A 15,568-nucleotide genomic window follows, 5' to 3' on the forward strand; every position below is an offset into this window, starting at 1 on the left:
CAAATATGCAAATTTCCCTTGCCTAAAAACAATCCTGCAAACGATATTAAAACAAAGAGGAGTAATATTTAAGAAGCTTCTAAAAAGAACTATTTTGACTTGATAACAAATGTAATTTTCCCGGTCGACATAGGGGCTACAATAGCATTATCAGAAGTCTTGCTAAATGTAAGCTTTTCAACCTCTGCTCTATAGATCTTTTCAACTGCGGGGCTTACACTGCGTTCTATTGTACGCACTGAAATAATCTCCCCCATATCATCAATCTTTACTTCAAATACAATACGCCCATTTTCATTTGAAGTATCATCTGGCTTGGGCTTAAAGTCCCACATCCAACCGGTCATTTCCAGGGAAGATCCACTACCTCCTCCAGAATTCCCGTAAAGTGCCCGGGAGTCTAAGGTTCCCTGTTCATCCCCCTTATCACCCTCACTATTGGCGTCATCCCCATGGCTGGTATTCTGAGGCTTATTACTTTCTCCTTCACTCCCGTTGGCCCCGTTTTCTGGTTTAACCGGATCTTCAGTCTCAACAGGCTTTGATACCGGCTTCGCTTCTTCTTTCTTTTCTTCCTTAACCTCCGGTTTCTTAACTTCCTCTTTCTCATCAGGCACCACTTGTGGACTCTGTTGCGTATTTGAGGTAGTCTCCACAACTTCTTCTACAGGCTCTGATACCTGCTCGTGCTGACTCTCTTCTACAGGTTCTACTTCAGCCTCCTCCGGCACCTCTTCAGGAGCTGCCTCCTCCTCGCTATCGGTTATCTCCGCAGGTGTTTCAGGCTGCACTTCTCCAGTACCAACCTCACTGGTACCAAAATTCAATTCAATACCATACTCAGGAAGTGGGGGATCAGGTTCTCGCCAAGCGAGGATAAACAAGAAGGCAATTAACAACAGCGCATGCAAACCTGCTGACACCATTATGCCTACTTTCCTGTTTCTTTTTTCTTCTTCCCGCTCTTCCATAGGTTTTCTATCAATTCGGCTTTGTTGCTATAGATACTTTGGCTTCCAGAGCCGTTGCTATGCCCGCTACATTAACAAGGTGCTGAGTTGGCACACTCTCATCAATATGCAGTACAACTACCCCTTCATTACCTTTTAATTTACTTTTGAGTTCCCCCTCAAGCATTCCCTTACTCACTTTCTTATCATTCACATAATAATCAAGGTTTTTGGTTATTGTCACAGAAACCTTCTGCAACTCCACCGTAGCAGCTTTACTAGTTGGTAAGTTAACTGGTAAACCTGATGGGGTGATAAATGAGGATGTAAGCATAAAGAAAATGAGTAGCAAAAAGATGATATCAGTCATAGAAGACATGCTGAACATCGGCTCTACTGTATGCTTTGATTTTAATGCCATGATTTGTCAGTTCTCAATTTCTTCTTAATTTATAGTTTCTTTATAGCAACCACTGAAAACTATAAAACAGTGAATCATAAATAACTTTTATCTCGGCTCTTGTAAAAGATCTATAAAATCCACTGTGCTATATTCCATTTTATGAACAACCTTTTGAACGCGGGTAACAAGGTAATTATATCCTAGATAAGCAAGTATTCCTACAAATAGGCCTGCCGCTGTTGTTACCATGGCTGTATAAATACCCTCCGAGAGCAACTTAGGGCTTACAGATCCTTCTTCGTTTGCGATGGCTATAAACGCATCAATCATACCAATTACTGTTCCTAAGAATCCCAACATCGGAGCTGACCCGGAGATGGTAGCCAGCAAGGACAAGTTTTTCTCCAGTTTAAAAATTTCTATTTTACCTACATTCTCAATACTTACCTCGATATTCTTTAAGGGACTGCCAATTCTCGATACCCCCTTCTCAATCATTCGGGCAGTTGGTGAATCGTACTCATGGCATAGCACTTTTGCCCCACTAATATCGCCTTTCTCTACCATTCCTCTAATCTTACCCATAAATGCCTCAGGGGTTTTAGATGCCTTATTAATGGTAAGTACTCGTTCCACAAAAATGTACACTGCAGCAATCGATAAGATTAAAAGGGGTATCATCATAAAACCTCCTTTAAAAAGGAGGTCCAGTACCGATTCGGACTTGAGTTCTTCACTCACTCCCGATGTATCTACGCTTGTTGTAATCTGCGCTAATATCGCTAAAATCATATTAATATTTAATTACCCATACATCATCGCCATATTGCCCTCTTAAATCAGTCGCCGAAGCTTCTGCTCCTGCCCAAGTATCATGGCTCTCTACTGCTATTCTATGAAATTTGCTGCTGCCAAAAGGCTTAATTATCGATATATTTGCGCCTTCATTGCTAAGTTTCTTCGCATGGTCCATAGCCAGATCTTCATCAATAGCACTAGCAATTACCACATAGTAACGCCCTGTACGAGAAGAAATTGTTTCTATTGTACCAATTTTAGGTTCTGCTTCTTGCGCTGCCAACCTAGCCTCCTCTTCTCTTTGTGCCCGCTCACGTTCAAGTCTTTCCCTCTCGCGCTGAGCTTCTTCCTCACGTTGCTTCTGTTCTTCTATACGCTTCTGCTGCTCTAGCTTTGCCCTTTGCTCAGCCTCTATAGCTGGTTGGTGAAAACCAAACCACCAAATGGCGGCACCAGCCAGCAACAGTACGAATACCAATCCTAAAATTTTTGGCAACATAGAGTTATCCTTTGGAGGCGTATAACTTCCCGGCACGTATGTACTTTCCTCCTCTACATGAGGCTCTTCGGAAGAAGAGGCATAAACATCAGACTCTTCTTCCTGAGTGTATGCATCCTCAGTTTCTGTATGTTCGGGCTCAGGTTCCGGTTCAATCGTACTTGATTGATCTTCCTGCGATGAATCATCCTGAATATCCTCATCCCTGTCTAATGGCTCATAATCAACATCGGGTAAACCAAAGCTATCATCAGCTTCATTAAAGTCATCGTTTGAATCTCTATTTATATTATCGTTATCTTCTATTTCGTCGTTTTTATCTTTCTTAGCCATGGTTGAATTTTTAAAAGTTGCCTTAATCTTGGTCTTACAAAAATAATTTAATTTTTCACTGTGGCAAACTACATGACACAAACTATCTTTTTGCTACAATACTCCCAATATAGGAATATTAATTCATTTAAAATCAAACCTGTAGACTAAAAGCTATAAGTAAGCCCTGCCATAAACTGTAATCCTCTTGAGGGATAATGGTAATAAACCTCATATTCTTTTGAGAAGATATTATTGAATTGCAGAAAAACAGAGACCTGATCTGATACCAGATAATCAGTTTTAAAATTGAAATCAAATAGAGCATCAAGCTTTACAGCATCGCCCGTTTCGGTATCCCTCGCCATAATCCCACCTATTGCATAGGCTTCAGCAGTAAATAAGAACTTATCAAACAAGTTATAGCTGGCTAATGATGATATTTTATAATTAGGCTTGTGCCAAGCCTCCTCAACATCATTTACTCCATACCCCCAATAATCACCTCTTGCTGATAACCTGAACCTCTCATCAGTGTTGAGGCTCAACTGACCAAACACATTAAAAACAGTAGTATTACCTGTATCATATATCACTTCAAACTTAGACTGATCAGCGGTAGAATTCACAAAGTAATACATGTTTTTATAATTGGCTGCACTGAACCCAGCGCCAAAGCCCAGTTTACTACTCAGCTTACCATTAATACCTCCATACAAATCAAATGTCTTGTTGGTATGATAAATACCAATATTAGAATCTACATATGGATTTTCCTCTGAGAGTGTCTTCAAAGTATTCTTCTTTATATCTCCACCGATTCCTGCATATAATTCTATGCTCTCAGAGAATGGATAACTAGCTCTGGCAATAGGATAAAAGTGCATTTCTCCTGCATCTCCTAAGGTATCATTTTCATAAACAGTATTGAAGCCAACAACTATTTTAAAACCTTCATAATCAAACCCAAATGAAGGTCTGATTCGAAATAAGTTTCTCGCTTCCTTTTCCACGAGATTGTCTTCCCTACTTATGGCTTCAATATCTCCACCCAGCCTGACAAACGACTGCTCACTAAGAGTATACTCAAATTTAATATTGAGCTGAGCATCAGTCTCAGTGGCATCACGGTTATCCTTCAGATAGTCAAACCTAACACCAGTGTGGTAGTGAAAATCGGACTTTTCATCAGAATTTTCAACACTACCTTTGATGTAGTAATTGTTAAAAAATTGCTTCAGTGTATCAGCATCTACTTCCTGACCCTCCGGGTAACCATAAAAATGATACAGTCTCTGGTTAAAACCAATGTCACCACTGAATGTAGCCTTCTTTGTAAAGTATTTACCAAAGAGATCAACATCTATTTTACCAGAACCTGAGTTATCATCATCCACAGGTCCTTTTTTTGAATTCAGGTAGTTGAAGTGAGCCCCGTAGCTGTATTCCTTACTTCTCTTACTGTTAAAAAAACCTTCCACATAAGGCGTAGTATAATTACCAAAACCCGCTTTTACATAATTGCCATATAACTTAGACAGTCTCTCATCTTTTACTCTCAATGGTCTTACCCTCACATTCAGGTCTGGAAGATCAAAGTTTATATTATTGTAGAAGTATTCAATTTCCTGCTTTGAAGCATCAACAGTAGTTGGTGGAATTTTCTCAAAATTGCGGTTTGCACTAGGCAGTTTGATTTCTCGATCCTTCACTATTTCAATTTCCACATTTTCAATTTCGCCATCATTTTCCCAGCCATTCTGCGCTGACAGTGCAAAAGGCATAAACAGCAAAAAAGCACCTATACATATATTAAAATATCTCATTTCTTAGTGATAGATTTTATCTATAATAAACTCTTAAGTTATTAATTTTCAATATCTTTAATATCAATGATTAAACTATCTGATTCAATATCAGACCTATCCTCAACCTGCTTTTGAAGTTGCTCAATATCAGCCAGTTTTGCTTTTGCTTTTTGACGAACATGCTCCAACGGAAAGTTTTCGATGATAGACTTTAAAGTCCCTTTAGCCTGAAAGAAATCTCCTAAAGCTGCATAGTTATCCGCCAGTAACAGATAGGCCTTCCCTACCCATTCCTCATAAACATTAAAACTGCTATTGAGCTCTATGAGCGCTTCTATAGATTGCTGATACTGCTTGCTCTGATAGAATATTTGGCCCAACAAATATTGCGCTTCAGCACCATGCTCATCTTTGGCTGTATTGAGCGTGCTCAAAAACTCATCCTTTGCATCTTCATATTTTCCCATAGCATAAGCAGCCTTGCCCAAATAAAGAGATGCCTTGTTTTGTGAACTGATATTTACATTCCCTTTTTCCAGGATGATATTCGCATAATGACTGGTTGAGTCATACTCCCCTAGCACATAATAAGATTCCATTAACCCTGCCCAACCATAATATTGTTGTTTCTTGCTATTGGCGGCATTCACTAGTCGGTAGTAGAAATAAGCTGCATTTTCATACCTTCCAGCCCTGTATTCTATTTCTGCGATTCTATGAATTACCCTGCTCAACTGATTAGTTGTACCTTTGGCCAGAAGTTCATTGTATACCTCCAACGCCTTATCAAACTCTCTTAAACGATAATGCGATTCGGCCATATAATATCTGGCTTCTGACACCTTGGGGTTATCAGGATAATTTCTGATGTAATCGTTAAAAGAAGCTATAGACTTTTCATAATCCAGGTTGAAGTATTGATTTTTAGCTGTTTCAAACTCAACACTCGCAATACCTTTCTTTTCAGGATTAGCATTTTTAAATTGAGCCAAGTACTTATCAAACTCGGATGACCTATTCTGAATATTAAGCACTTCCTGTAATGGCAAAAGCACCTCTGATGCTATGGAATGAGTGGGGTAGGCATCCAATATCTTTTCATAATCATTTATGGACTTATCGTATTGCTTAAGATTGTAATATGAAGATGCCCTTCTCATATATGCGTAAGGAGTATATTGACTTGATGACTTCTTTGAAATCAGATTACTAAAACCACCAACCGCTTGTTCATAAAGTCCCTTCTCAAAATTCAACTGTGCTTTTTGAAATAAAGCATCATCATAATATCGCGACCTTGAATAGTTATTAATAATGAAGTCATATCGTTCTTTGGCCTGATCTACATTACCCTGTACCCCAAGTACTATCCCCGCCTGAAGATGAGCATAGTCATTATCCACCTTATTAAACTTGATAGCCTGATTATAATATCTTAAAGCATTATCATATAACTTGGAAACATAGTAACAATCTCCCAACCGAAGTAAGGCGTCATCATAATACAGCTTATCATTGGCCGGCTCTAATTGAGCAACATATTCTTTAAAGTGAATCAGTGCCTTATCATATGCCTTAGTATTATAATAAGCATACCCAAGCCCGTATCTGGCCTTCAGCCCTGAGGTAGAGCCCCTCCCGTAAGAACTTCCGATAATAGCCTGATAATGTCCAATAGCCTCTTCATACTTCTGCCCTACTGAGTAGGCTTCAGCTGCCCATAAATTAGCCATAGCCACATATTCTGGATCTATAGGATGTTTCAGCGACTTTTTAAATAAGTCTATGGCCTGACGGTAATCTCCTTTATTGAAAAGTTCTGCTCCCTTAAGGTATGTTGCCTTTTGATAGACTTTCTTCATGCTTCGGTTAATGGAGCGCATATTTTCAATATGCGTTATGGCAAGGTTATAATTATTGGAATTGAGGTATGCTTCAGATAAAAGGTCATTCACTTCATCCGCATGATTACTATTTGAATAGTTAGTAATAAACTGTCGAAAAGCCTCTATCGCTTCTTCAAAACGCCCCAAATCATAATTGACCTTACCATATTGATATGCACCTTCTTCCCGTAAGGCCATACTTATTTTGTTTTTTCTTGCATTATCAAATGCCGTAAGGGCATAAAGCTTGTTCCCTTCCTTCAGATACAGGATACCTAGATAATATGAAGCATATATTCCAATGCTATCACGGTCAGACGCTGCATGTTTAAGGTTTGCTATTGCCTCTTCATTATTTCCTAAACGATAATTAACATATCCCGCCCTATACCGTATGTCTGGCGAAGGATTGTTTATTTTTTCATTATAAAGCCCGTAATATTCTGCTGCCAGTTTAAAATCGCCTTTATTTAGATAAGCATCCGCTGTAAGTAGGTAAAAATCTTTTTGGTTAACACTACCCGAACCTGCCAATACTTTTTTACTATAAGCGATGAGATCATCGTATCTCTTCTGTTTGTAATAGGCATTTGCAATCATGCCTGGCACTACAGATTTATAGGCATCATTTCGTTCTGCACGTTCCAGGTCAGCAATGGCCTTATCATACTCACCACTTTCATATTCAATATAACCGGCGTAATAACTTGATGCCGCAGCATAGGGAGTAGATTGCCTCTTAAGTACATTGAAATAATTGATGGATTCTGCAAATTCCCTCTGACTAAAATATGAATATCCAAGCTTAAAACGAGTTTCCTGACGTTGCTTCTCTGTAACTAATGAAAGATTAACCTTCGAAAGATACTTTACAGCTTTATTATAATTTTTTTGAGCAAAATAGAAATTCCCCAGTTCCAGGTAAGCAACCGCAGCTTTGGGATGATTGTGATGTTTTTTTATAAAGTCCGCAATTAGTTTCTCACCATCACTATGGTATAGGCTAAGTGCGCTGAACGCAATGTAATACTCAGCATCAATTTTCCGGATATTATCATCAGACTGCTCTACAAAACGCTCAAAACTCTCTCTTGCAGCTGTATAATCAGATCTATCAAGCAACTCAAGTCCCTTCCTAAAAAGCGTATTTGTTTCAGATTGGTAAACAGTATTCTGGCTCCATGCAGAAAAGCTTATAAAAGCAAGAAGCACAAGACTATATTTTAATCGCATCTATTTGTTATTCTTTTTTATGGTAATAAAAAGATCAGCTCTCTCTATAAACGAAACAATTGCAAAAAGTTATTTACAGCTCAAATAAAATAGTTTATGTAAGGCCTATAAACATTGGTGGCTTTAACTGCCACACACCTAATGTAATAATTTAAAAACCAACTCCTTAAGTATTTGTCCGTCCGTAGCAGAGATATTATCTACCCCTTTGGATTTCAGGTCTGCCTGCCTGATATGGTGAATATTGTTGACTACTTGCATAGGACTATAGTTTTTCATAGCATAAATATAATCCTTCACGAAGTAGGGACTTACCTTTAATACTGAAGCCAGGTTCCTTTCAGACTTATCCTTGGCATGAAATGCCATTAATAGTTTACTGTAAAAAGAAAATAATATCGCCACAATAGGTATGATCGGGTTCTTCTTGGAATTAGCTTCAAAATAGTTAACGATTTTATTCGCCTTAATTACATCCTTTGTCATTAGCGCTTTTTGCAGCTCAAATACATTGTAATCCTTGCTTATACCTACGTACCGCTGTACAATGCCCTCATCAATCTGCACCTTTTCTTTAAAATTGATGAGCATCTTATCCACTTCATTAGCCAGACGTTCCAGATCATTTCCTATAGAGTCTGCCAGCATCTGAACTGCTTTTGGTGATACCCCAAAGCCTTTAGATTTGATATAGTTTTCCACCCATGCTGGTACCTGATTATCATAAAGTTTTTTTGTAGTAACAGCAACTGCGTGCTTTTCTATCAATTTTCCCAGTGCCTTCCTCTTGTCAAGAGTTTTATTTTTATGACAAAAAACAAGTATGGTGGATGGTACAGGGTTCTGGATATAATCAACCAATAGCTTTTGCCCTGCCTCTTTGTTAATATCACTAACAGCCTGGGCTTCTTTAACTATAACGACCTGCTTCTCCGACATCATGGGGAAACGCCGTGCATTGGTCAGTACAGCATTCATAGCTACATCCCGACCATACAGAATGGTTTGATTAAAACCTTTTTCACTTTCCGTCAGCACGTGGTCTTCAATATAATCGGAAATAAGATCTATATAGTATGTCTCATCGCCTTGAAGAAAATAGACCGGAGCATACTTTTTACTTTTTAAATCTTTGAGAACACTTTCAGGAGTAACAGCCATAAATCAATAATGTGTGATAGGCAAAAATAGTAGATTAGTTAGTAATGACTAAAAGTCTATAAATAAATATAGCATGAATTACCCCCCCGAAAACATTTCTATTGGAGCTGTTATTCTACAGAAGCATTATATTGATTCATTTGAATGTTAGAAGGTTACAATTAAGAAAGAGAAACTACTGAATATCGACAGATAAAACCGTTGATCGATTTACTAAAACTTAAGGAAATAGTTGTGTCAATTTATATACAGAAATAAAACAAAACTGTATACTTTCGCATTAAAATTATGCGCATAAACGAAGTTACCTTTGTCAAAAAACTGGTATAGTTTATGTAATAGTTGATGACATTAACAAAGAACCAAAAATTGAAATTATGAGAAAAACTATGAAACTAGGATTTATGATGACCTTGTTAGGTAGTCTTATGTTTTTCGCAAGTTGTGATGACAACGATGAAATAACACCAGTAGACCCTAATGCGTCATATGATGCCATATTAAGACTATCTGAAGCAGGTACAGGCGATACTACATCTGCTACAGTTACAGTGGATGCTAACACACAGTCTACCATTAAAGCAAGAGTTACTTTCCTTTCTACTTCAGTAAGCATGAGAAGGTTGTACATCACTCAAAATATAGGTGGACAAGGAGATGAGCCTTTTGAAATCACCGCTGCAGTTGACAAAAAAGCCGACGGTTCAATTGATATCGAAGCTGCAAACTCAAACGGTATTGTTTACGAACTTACTTTACCAGTTCCTTCTGGTGTAGGTACTGGTACTGTAGTTTATAAACTATGGACAACTACAGGCCGTGGTGACTATAGAGATCAAACTAAACGGTTTGCGGTTGGAACAGGAAGTATCACTCTAAATTATGGAGGTACAAATGAGGCTGCTGCAGTAAAATCTTATTCAGCAAAACTTCTTTATGCTCCATTGGCAGACGGGTCTTCAAAAACTTTCATTTCTACGTATAATGGAGAAACATACCAGATTAGCCAAGGTGTAGAATATGCTTCTTTCTGGGATTTTGGATATTACTATGGAAATACAAATAATGCTTCTCTTGCATCAACATATACTTACCCTAAATTGTTTAATCATGACAATGATCCAAATACAGCATTGGTTGCGGTTGCAACCCTCACCAATACACCTCAGGAAGAGCTAAACCATGCATATTTCACTGGGTCTAGCAAAACCTCAGCAGATTTTGATGCCGTGGCGGTTAAAGGAGATTTGGATTTTATTACTAAACCCGCTACTGAAAGTGTAACAGGATTGCAAGTTGGTGATATTATTGAATTTGTTGATGGCTATGGTAAAAAAGGTTTAATCAGAGTTGTAAGTATCAATGGTACTTTTGGAACTGGTGATTATATAGAATTGGACATTAAAGTTCAACCTTAAAGCAGATAGTTAGTTTGTAAAAAGCCGTCTAAAAAATACTTTTTAGACGGCTTTTTAATTTACGTCAGTATGCTCTTTATACCTATCTCTAAGACATCTCCATTTTTTTAATTTGTCAGGCTTTAACCTTTCTATAATTATAAGCAGTTACAGCACCTACAATTGCCCCGGCAAGATGCGACTCCCAGGAAACATGAGAATTAACAGGTAAAACACCGTAAAAAATAGAGCCATAGATAAAGAGCACTATCACTGACACAAACAATGATTTGAAATCTCTTCTCATAAATCCATAGAAGATCAAAAATGAAGCTATTCCATAAACCAATCCACTGGCACCCACATGAAAAGATGGTCTGGCAAATAGCCAAACAAGCAGATTCGTAAAGAAATAACAACGTAAAAACACCCCTGAAGCAATTCTATGATAGGAATAAAACAATACCACTCCTAAAAAAAGTAATGGTATTGTATTAGAAATTAAGTGAATGTAATTGGCGTGTATCAAAGGGGAGGTAATAATACCAATACCCCCTATAAGTGTTCGGGGCCAGATACCAAAAACCGTCAGATCATATCCAAACAAAAAATCTACCACAAAAGATAGCCACATGAGAAATACAAACCTAATAGGTACAACCGCACTTCCTATTAAGGTACGACCATTTGACATAGGCTTCTATTTTGTAGGATCACTGATCATATCGAGGGCTATTAATTTGGACTCCTCATACCCTACTGCCATGTACCCCAAAAGTCCACCTGAAGATTCCGCTATTTTTTTAGCAAAATCCTTAATACTACTATAAAACTCCACAGCAAACCTGTTATCCAACTTAGGCAATATATTATTTAGTTTTTCAAGCTCTGATATAATGATTGGGTTTCGCTCTTCCGCGCTTACAGGATACTGTTGGATCATTACCTTTATTTTATCCTCAAAATCCTTTCCCACACCTTTATAATAGTCGATAAGATCTTCTCTGGCGTTAGACTGTTTAATTTTAGAAAGACTTACCGCCTCTTTTATTTCAGATCTGTCAATTTCATTATCAGCCCCTGCTATTAATATAGACACTAGCACGGGGACTTTGTACATAACCTCAACCTCCTCCTGGGTCAAGTTTTTAAATTTTTCAATCATACTTCTATTGTTTTAGAGCAGCTAAAATAATTTTGTATTCTACAAAACCTTTTGGGTTAATATTTCAAAGTAAAAGAAGCTTTTTGTCAAATCAACATGTAAAGATTATTTTTTTCAAAGTATTAAAAATGAACCTTTCTTTTTAATTAAATACTTATATTATCTTTAGAAGCCTAACATTAAAACCAATACAGTATGTACAAACAGGAACCGGTTAAAATATTCATTGTTGAAGACGATCCTGCTTATACCAAGTTTTTGCAGTATGTGCTCAGTCTTAATCCTGATTTTGAGGTATCAACCTTTTCAACAGGTAAAGACTGCCTTGATAACTTATACCAAAAACCAACAATAATCACCCTGGATTATACTTTACCTGATATGTCCGGAGAAAAAGTATTGTCTGAAATCAAAGCTTTTGACAACATCCAGGTTATCATTATTTCAGCTCAGGAGAAGATTGGAACAGCCGTAGAGCTTCTTAAGCTTGGTGCTTACGATTACATTACAAAAGATGAAGACACAAAAAACAGGCTACTCAACACCATTAATAATGCAAGACAAAATATTTCCCTGATCAAGCAAATTGATTACCTGAAACAGGAGATCTCTGAAAAATACGAGTTTGATAAAAGCATTGTCGGAAGTAGTGGCGCACTCAAAAAAGTCTTCGCTTTATTGGAGAAGGCCGTCAAAACCAATATTACCGTTTCTATAACAGGTGAAACCGGTACAGGAAAAGAGTTGGTAGCCAAAGCCATTCATTATAACTCAAAACGCAAAAAGAAACCCTTTGTAGCTGTAAACATTGCTGCCATTCCCTCTGAATTGATGGAAAGTGAACTTTTCGGGCATGAGAAAGGTGCTTTTACAGGAGCCAATACTCGGCGCATTGGTAAATTTGAAGAAGCTGAGGGTGGTACCATCTTTCTTGACGAGATTGGTGAAATGGACCTCAATCTTCAGGCAAAACTTCTGCGTGTTATTCAAGAGCGCGAATTAACTCGAATTGGAGGAAACGAAATAATCAAGCTCGATATCAGACTTATTGTAGCCACACATCGTGACCTGGCAGAAGAAGTAAAGGTTGGCAATTTTAGAGAAGACCTCTATTATAGACTCCTTGGACTTCCTGTACATCTCCCTCCTTTACGGGATAGAGGCAATGATATAGTAATACTCGCCAAACATTTCTTACAAGCCTTTGCAAAAGAGAATGATCTACCAACTTTAAGGTTATCGGCCGAAGCTCAGGAAAAGTTATTAAGCTATCCTTTTCCGGGTAATGTACGTGAGCTAAAATCCATTATGGAGTTAGCCGCTGTTATGGCCAATGACGATGAGATCAAGGCTGATGACATTAGCTTTAATAGCGTATCAAAGGAAACCAACTTTCTTTTCGAAGAGATGACCCTTAGAGACTACACCTTCAAGATCATTAGATATTACCTTGATAAATATGACAACAACGTATTGCAGGTAGCTGATAAACTTGATATTGGTAAATCAACTATTTACCGATACCTGAAGGAAATGGAGGATGAACCTGTAAAATAAATGGAAGCAATTAGAAGTCTGGCAGATTACGTAAACCAAGGCGCCTTTTACAAAGCAGTAGTAGAAGACGGCTCTGATATTATTTTTATTGTAGATTACAACGGCAATATTTTATATCATAATCCATCTGTTGAAGAAACCCTCGGGCATGCACCTTTTAGCCTGATTGGGAAAATTTTCTTTGATTTTGTGGAACCCGAGACCTTGAAAACTTTCAGGGCGGAATTTGAAAAAAGCACTACTAAGCCCTATGATGAGAGTATAGAGTTTCGCTTTTTGTGCAAAGATGGGTCCTACAAATACCTGGAGTTTAACTCTATAAACCTAAAACATAAAGAGGGTTTTGAAGGGCTGATACTAGATTGCAGAGACATTACTCAACGGAAAAAAGATGCCGAGGAATTACTTAGGGCTCAGAAAGCCAAGGAGCAATTTCTTGCCAACATGAGCCATGAGATCAGAACACCCATTAATGGAATAGCCGGAATGGTCAACCTCCTAACGGAGGCTACCAGCGAAGAAGACCGAGTAAGTTATTTAAACGCCATAAAGAATTCTACGGAGAACTTAAAAGTGATCATTAATGACATTCTTGATCTCTCCGTCATTGAGTCTGGAAAATTAAAACTAGAAAAAATTGGCTTCAACATTAAATATCAACTTAGTGCTGTTATTGATACTTTCCAGTTTCAATGTAAGGAAAAAGGAATAGAATTAAAATATAGCATTGACCCCAAAGCTGACACTATACTACTTGGGGACCCGGTACGTTTAAATCAAATTTTAATCAACCTTATAAGTAATGCCGTTAAATTTACTCACATTGGTGAAATCAATGTAAAGGTTGACCTGGATCATAAAAAAGACAAAACACACTTTATAAAATTTACCGTTAACGATACTGGTGTTGGAGTACCCAAAGAAAAGGTTAATCATATATTTGAGAGTTTCACTCAGGCTGACGAAAGTGTAACCCGTAGGTATGGAGGCACAGGTCTGGGGCTTTCTATTGTAAAACAGCTTGTTGAACTACAAAATGGTACTATTGAAGTACGAAGCATGGAAAGTAAAGGTACCAGATTTGTATTTATAATACCTTATGAGTCTGGTCAGATAAAGGATCTTGTACAACCTCAATCTTCTCGAAAAGAAACCACACCTCGACACTCTTTCGAGGGTTTAAGAGTGCTGTTGGTTGAAGACAATGACATTAATAGGCTATATGCACTTAATATTTTAAAAAAATGGCAATGTGAAGTAGATGGTGCAGAAAATGGATACATTGCTCTGGAAAGGCTACGAACAAATGATTATGACATCATATTAATGGACATTCAAATGCCTGTTATGGATGGCTATGAGGCCACTAAAAACATTCGAAAAGGACTAAAGCCTCCAAAGAGCTCCATTCCAATTATTGCACTTACGGCTAATGCCATTAAGGGAGATAACGAAAAATGTCTTGAAGTAGGCATGAACGATTACCTCTCCAAGCCATTCCAGCCCGAAGATCTATATAAGGTAATATCAAAGTTTGCCAAAGAAAAACCTTCTGAGTTAGAAAAAAACACTACTGTGGAAGAAGATAACGTTACTGACCTCACTTACCTATCCAATGTATGCGATGGAGATAAAGTATTCATGAGGGACATGATAGAGACTTTCATTTCGAATACTCCTTCTGCAGTTAATGAAATGCAAAAGCAGGTCACTAAAATGGAATGGAGGAAAGTGGGTGATGTTGCCCATAAATTAAAACCATCTATTACATTTATGGGTATTGAATCTCTAAAGCCAGTGGTAAAGAAAATAGAGGATTATGGTAAAGAAAGCTACAAAACAGATGAAATCCCTTCGTTGGTAGATATTCTTTCCCAGAAGTGCCAGATAGCTTATATGGAATTGCGATATACACTTGAAAATCTACAATGAAACCCTGAAATGAAACACAATTCCCAAAAAGAGAATTCATCCTATCAAGAAACATCTCTGTAATTAAATAGAGGCTTTTTTTCATTTGGGCACATTTCTTGAAATAACCTATTTCAAATAGTGAGCTCCCTATGAAAAAACATGACGGTGTAATTTTTCTGGTTGATTCGGATACGTATGACCGTAATATCCTTAGTCTTACGATTGAAAAAATAACCAAACAAAGAGTATTTAACTTTTTTAGTATGGAGGAGTGTCTACTTTATTGGTGCCTAAAACCAAAACTGCTCATATACGATGAGTATCCTGACGCCTCCATTCCACCTGCAATAAAAGAAAATCTCAATCTCATCAATATTTCCAGAGATATCACCAAGCAGCAATGTTATAAGTTGAAAGACACTAAAATTGCTCAAGAGATAGCGCATATTATAGGGCTAAGCAAAAGTAAGAAGAACTAGCAGAGT

At 37.6% G+C, this 15,568-nt stretch carries 13 protein-coding genes; 4 read left to right on the plus strand and 9 right to left on the minus strand.

Features of this window, described 5'->3' with window-relative positions; genetic code table 11:
• Nucleotides 1-89 precede the first annotated feature (89 nt).
• The 7 genes from JMN32_RS26905 to holA all read right to left on the minus strand — a co-directional run bounded on the left by JMN32_RS26905 (nt 90) and on the right by holA (nt 9,050).
• Complete coding sequence (locus tag JMN32_RS26905) at nt 90-971, minus strand: hypothetical protein (protein WP_202859521.1); 882 nt, start codon at nt 969-971, stop codon at nt 90-92.
• 10 nt (nt 972-981) lie between these two features.
• Nucleotides 982-1,371 carry an ExbD/TolR family protein gene (locus JMN32_RS26910; protein ID WP_202859522.1) on the minus strand — a complete coding sequence of 130 codons (390 nt, stop codon included), beginning with the start codon at nt 1,369-1,371 and terminating at the stop codon, nt 982-984.
• Nucleotides 1,372-1,458: 87 nt separating this feature from the next.
• Nucleotides 1,459-2,145 (minus strand): MotA/TolQ/ExbB proton channel family protein, encoded by a 687-nt coding sequence (locus JMN32_RS26915; protein ID WP_202859523.1) that lies wholly within the window; start codon nt 2,143-2,145, stop codon nt 1,459-1,461.
• A gap of 1 nt (nt 2,146) precedes the next feature.
• Nucleotides 2,147-2,983 (minus strand): hypothetical protein, encoded by an 837-nt coding sequence (locus JMN32_RS26920; RefSeq protein ID WP_202859524.1) that lies wholly within the window; start codon nt 2,981-2,983, stop codon nt 2,147-2,149.
• A gap of 146 nt (nt 2,984-3,129) precedes the next feature.
• Nucleotides 3,130-4,788: a TonB-dependent receptor gene (locus JMN32_RS26925; RefSeq protein WP_202859525.1), complete on the minus strand. Its 1,659-nt coding sequence runs from the start codon at nt 4,786-4,788 to the stop codon at nt 3,130-3,132.
• 41 nt (nt 4,789-4,829) lie between these two features.
• A complete protein-coding gene (locus JMN32_RS26930) occupies nt 4,830-7,889 on the minus strand; it encodes a tetratricopeptide repeat protein (protein WP_202859526.1) in 3,060 nt (1,019 codons plus the stop codon).
• A 138-nt stretch (nt 7,890-8,027) separates the two neighbouring features.
• Nucleotides 8,028-9,050, minus strand: a complete 1,023-nt coding sequence (gene holA / locus JMN32_RS26935) for a DNA polymerase III subunit delta (protein ID WP_202859527.1) — start codon at nt 9,048-9,050, stop codon at nt 8,028-8,030.
• 377 nt (nt 9,051-9,427) lie between these two features.
• Between holA and JMN32_RS26940 the strand changes: the two genes are divergently transcribed.
• Nucleotides 9,428-10,468, plus strand: a complete 1,041-nt coding sequence (locus JMN32_RS26940; RefSeq protein WP_202859528.1) for a hypothetical protein — start codon at nt 9,428-9,430, stop codon at nt 10,466-10,468.
• A 115-nt stretch (nt 10,469-10,583) separates the two neighbouring features.
• On the opposite strand, the gene JMN32_RS26945 is transcribed toward JMN32_RS26940, so the two are convergent.
• Together JMN32_RS26945 and JMN32_RS26950 are read right to left on the minus strand one after the other, a co-directional pair.
• Nucleotides 10,584-11,141, minus strand: a complete 558-nt coding sequence (locus JMN32_RS26945; protein ID WP_238354651.1) for a rhomboid family intramembrane serine protease — start codon at nt 11,139-11,141, stop codon at nt 10,584-10,586.
• 6 nt (nt 11,142-11,147) lie between these two features.
• Nucleotides 11,148-11,612: a hypothetical protein gene (locus JMN32_RS26950; RefSeq protein WP_202859529.1), complete on the minus strand. Its 465-nt coding sequence runs from the start codon at nt 11,610-11,612 to the stop codon at nt 11,148-11,150.
• Between the two features lie 195 nt (nt 11,613-11,807).
• On the opposite strand from JMN32_RS26950, the gene JMN32_RS26955 reads away from it, so the two are divergent.
• The 3 genes from JMN32_RS26955 (at nt 11,808) to JMN32_RS26965 (ending at nt 15,562) form a co-directional block, all read left to right on the plus strand.
• Nucleotides 11,808-13,169, plus strand: coding sequence for a sigma-54-dependent transcriptional regulator (locus JMN32_RS26955; protein WP_202859530.1), 1,362 nt, complete (start codon nt 11,808-11,810; stop codon nt 13,167-13,169).
• Nucleotides 13,170-15,101, plus strand: coding sequence for a PAS domain-containing hybrid sensor histidine kinase/response regulator (locus tag JMN32_RS26960; RefSeq protein WP_202859531.1), 1,932 nt, complete (start codon nt 13,170-13,172; stop codon nt 15,099-15,101).
• Nucleotides 15,102-15,232: 131 nt separating this feature from the next.
• Nucleotides 15,233-15,562, plus strand: a complete 330-nt coding sequence (locus tag JMN32_RS26965; protein WP_202859532.1) for a hypothetical protein — start codon at nt 15,233-15,235, stop codon at nt 15,560-15,562.
• Nucleotides 15,563-15,568: the final 6 nt, after the last annotated feature.

The sequence above is a fragment of the Fulvivirga marina genome (genome assembly GCF_016775155.1).
Taxonomy (GTDB): domain Bacteria; phylum Bacteroidota; class Bacteroidia; order Cytophagales; family Cyclobacteriaceae; genus Fulvivirga; species Fulvivirga marina.

Bases quoted from the DNA above. Each gene is read 5' to 3' on its own strand.
- JMN32_RS26905 (WP_202859521.1), bottom strand. From the start codon at position 971: ATGGAAGAGCGGGAAGAAGAAAAAAGAAACAGGAAAGTAGGCATAATG.
- JMN32_RS26925 (WP_202859525.1), bottom strand. From the start codon at position 4,788: ATGAGATATTTTAATATATGTATAGGTGCTTTTTTGCTGTTTATGCCT.
- JMN32_RS26945 (WP_238354651.1), bottom strand. From the start codon at position 11,141: ATGTCAAATGGTCGTACCTTAATAGGAAGTGCGGTTGTACCTATTAGG.
- JMN32_RS26940 (WP_202859528.1), top strand. From the start codon at position 9,428: ATGAGAAAAACTATGAAACTAGGATTTATGATGACCTTGTTAGGTAGT.
- JMN32_RS26910 (WP_202859522.1), bottom strand. From the start codon at position 1,371: ATGGCATTAAAATCAAAGCATACAGTAGAGCCGATGTTCAGCATGTCT.
- JMN32_RS26930 (WP_202859526.1), bottom strand. From the start codon at position 7,889: ATGCGATTAAAATATAGTCTTGTGCTTCTTGCTTTTATAAGCTTTTCT.
- JMN32_RS26955 (WP_202859530.1), top strand. From the start codon at position 11,808: ATGTACAAACAGGAACCGGTTAAAATATTCATTGTTGAAGACGATCCT.
- JMN32_RS26915 (WP_202859523.1), bottom strand. From the start codon at position 2,145: ATGATTTTAGCGATATTAGCGCAGATTACAACAAGCGTAGATACATCG.
- JMN32_RS26950 (WP_202859529.1), bottom strand. From the start codon at position 11,612: ATGATTGAAAAATTTAAAAACTTGACCCAGGAGGAGGTTGAGGTTATG.
- holA (WP_202859527.1), bottom strand. From the start codon at position 9,050: ATGGCTGTTACTCCTGAAAGTGTTCTCAAAGATTTAAAAAGTAAAAAG.
- JMN32_RS26960 (WP_202859531.1), top strand. From the start codon at position 13,170: ATGGAAGCAATTAGAAGTCTGGCAGATTACGTAAACCAAGGCGCCTTT.
- JMN32_RS26965 (WP_202859532.1), top strand. From the start codon at position 15,233: ATGAAAAAACATGACGGTGTAATTTTTCTGGTTGATTCGGATACGTAT.
- JMN32_RS26920 (WP_202859524.1), bottom strand. From the start codon at position 2,983: ATGGCTAAGAAAGATAAAAACGACGAAATAGAAGATAACGATAATATA.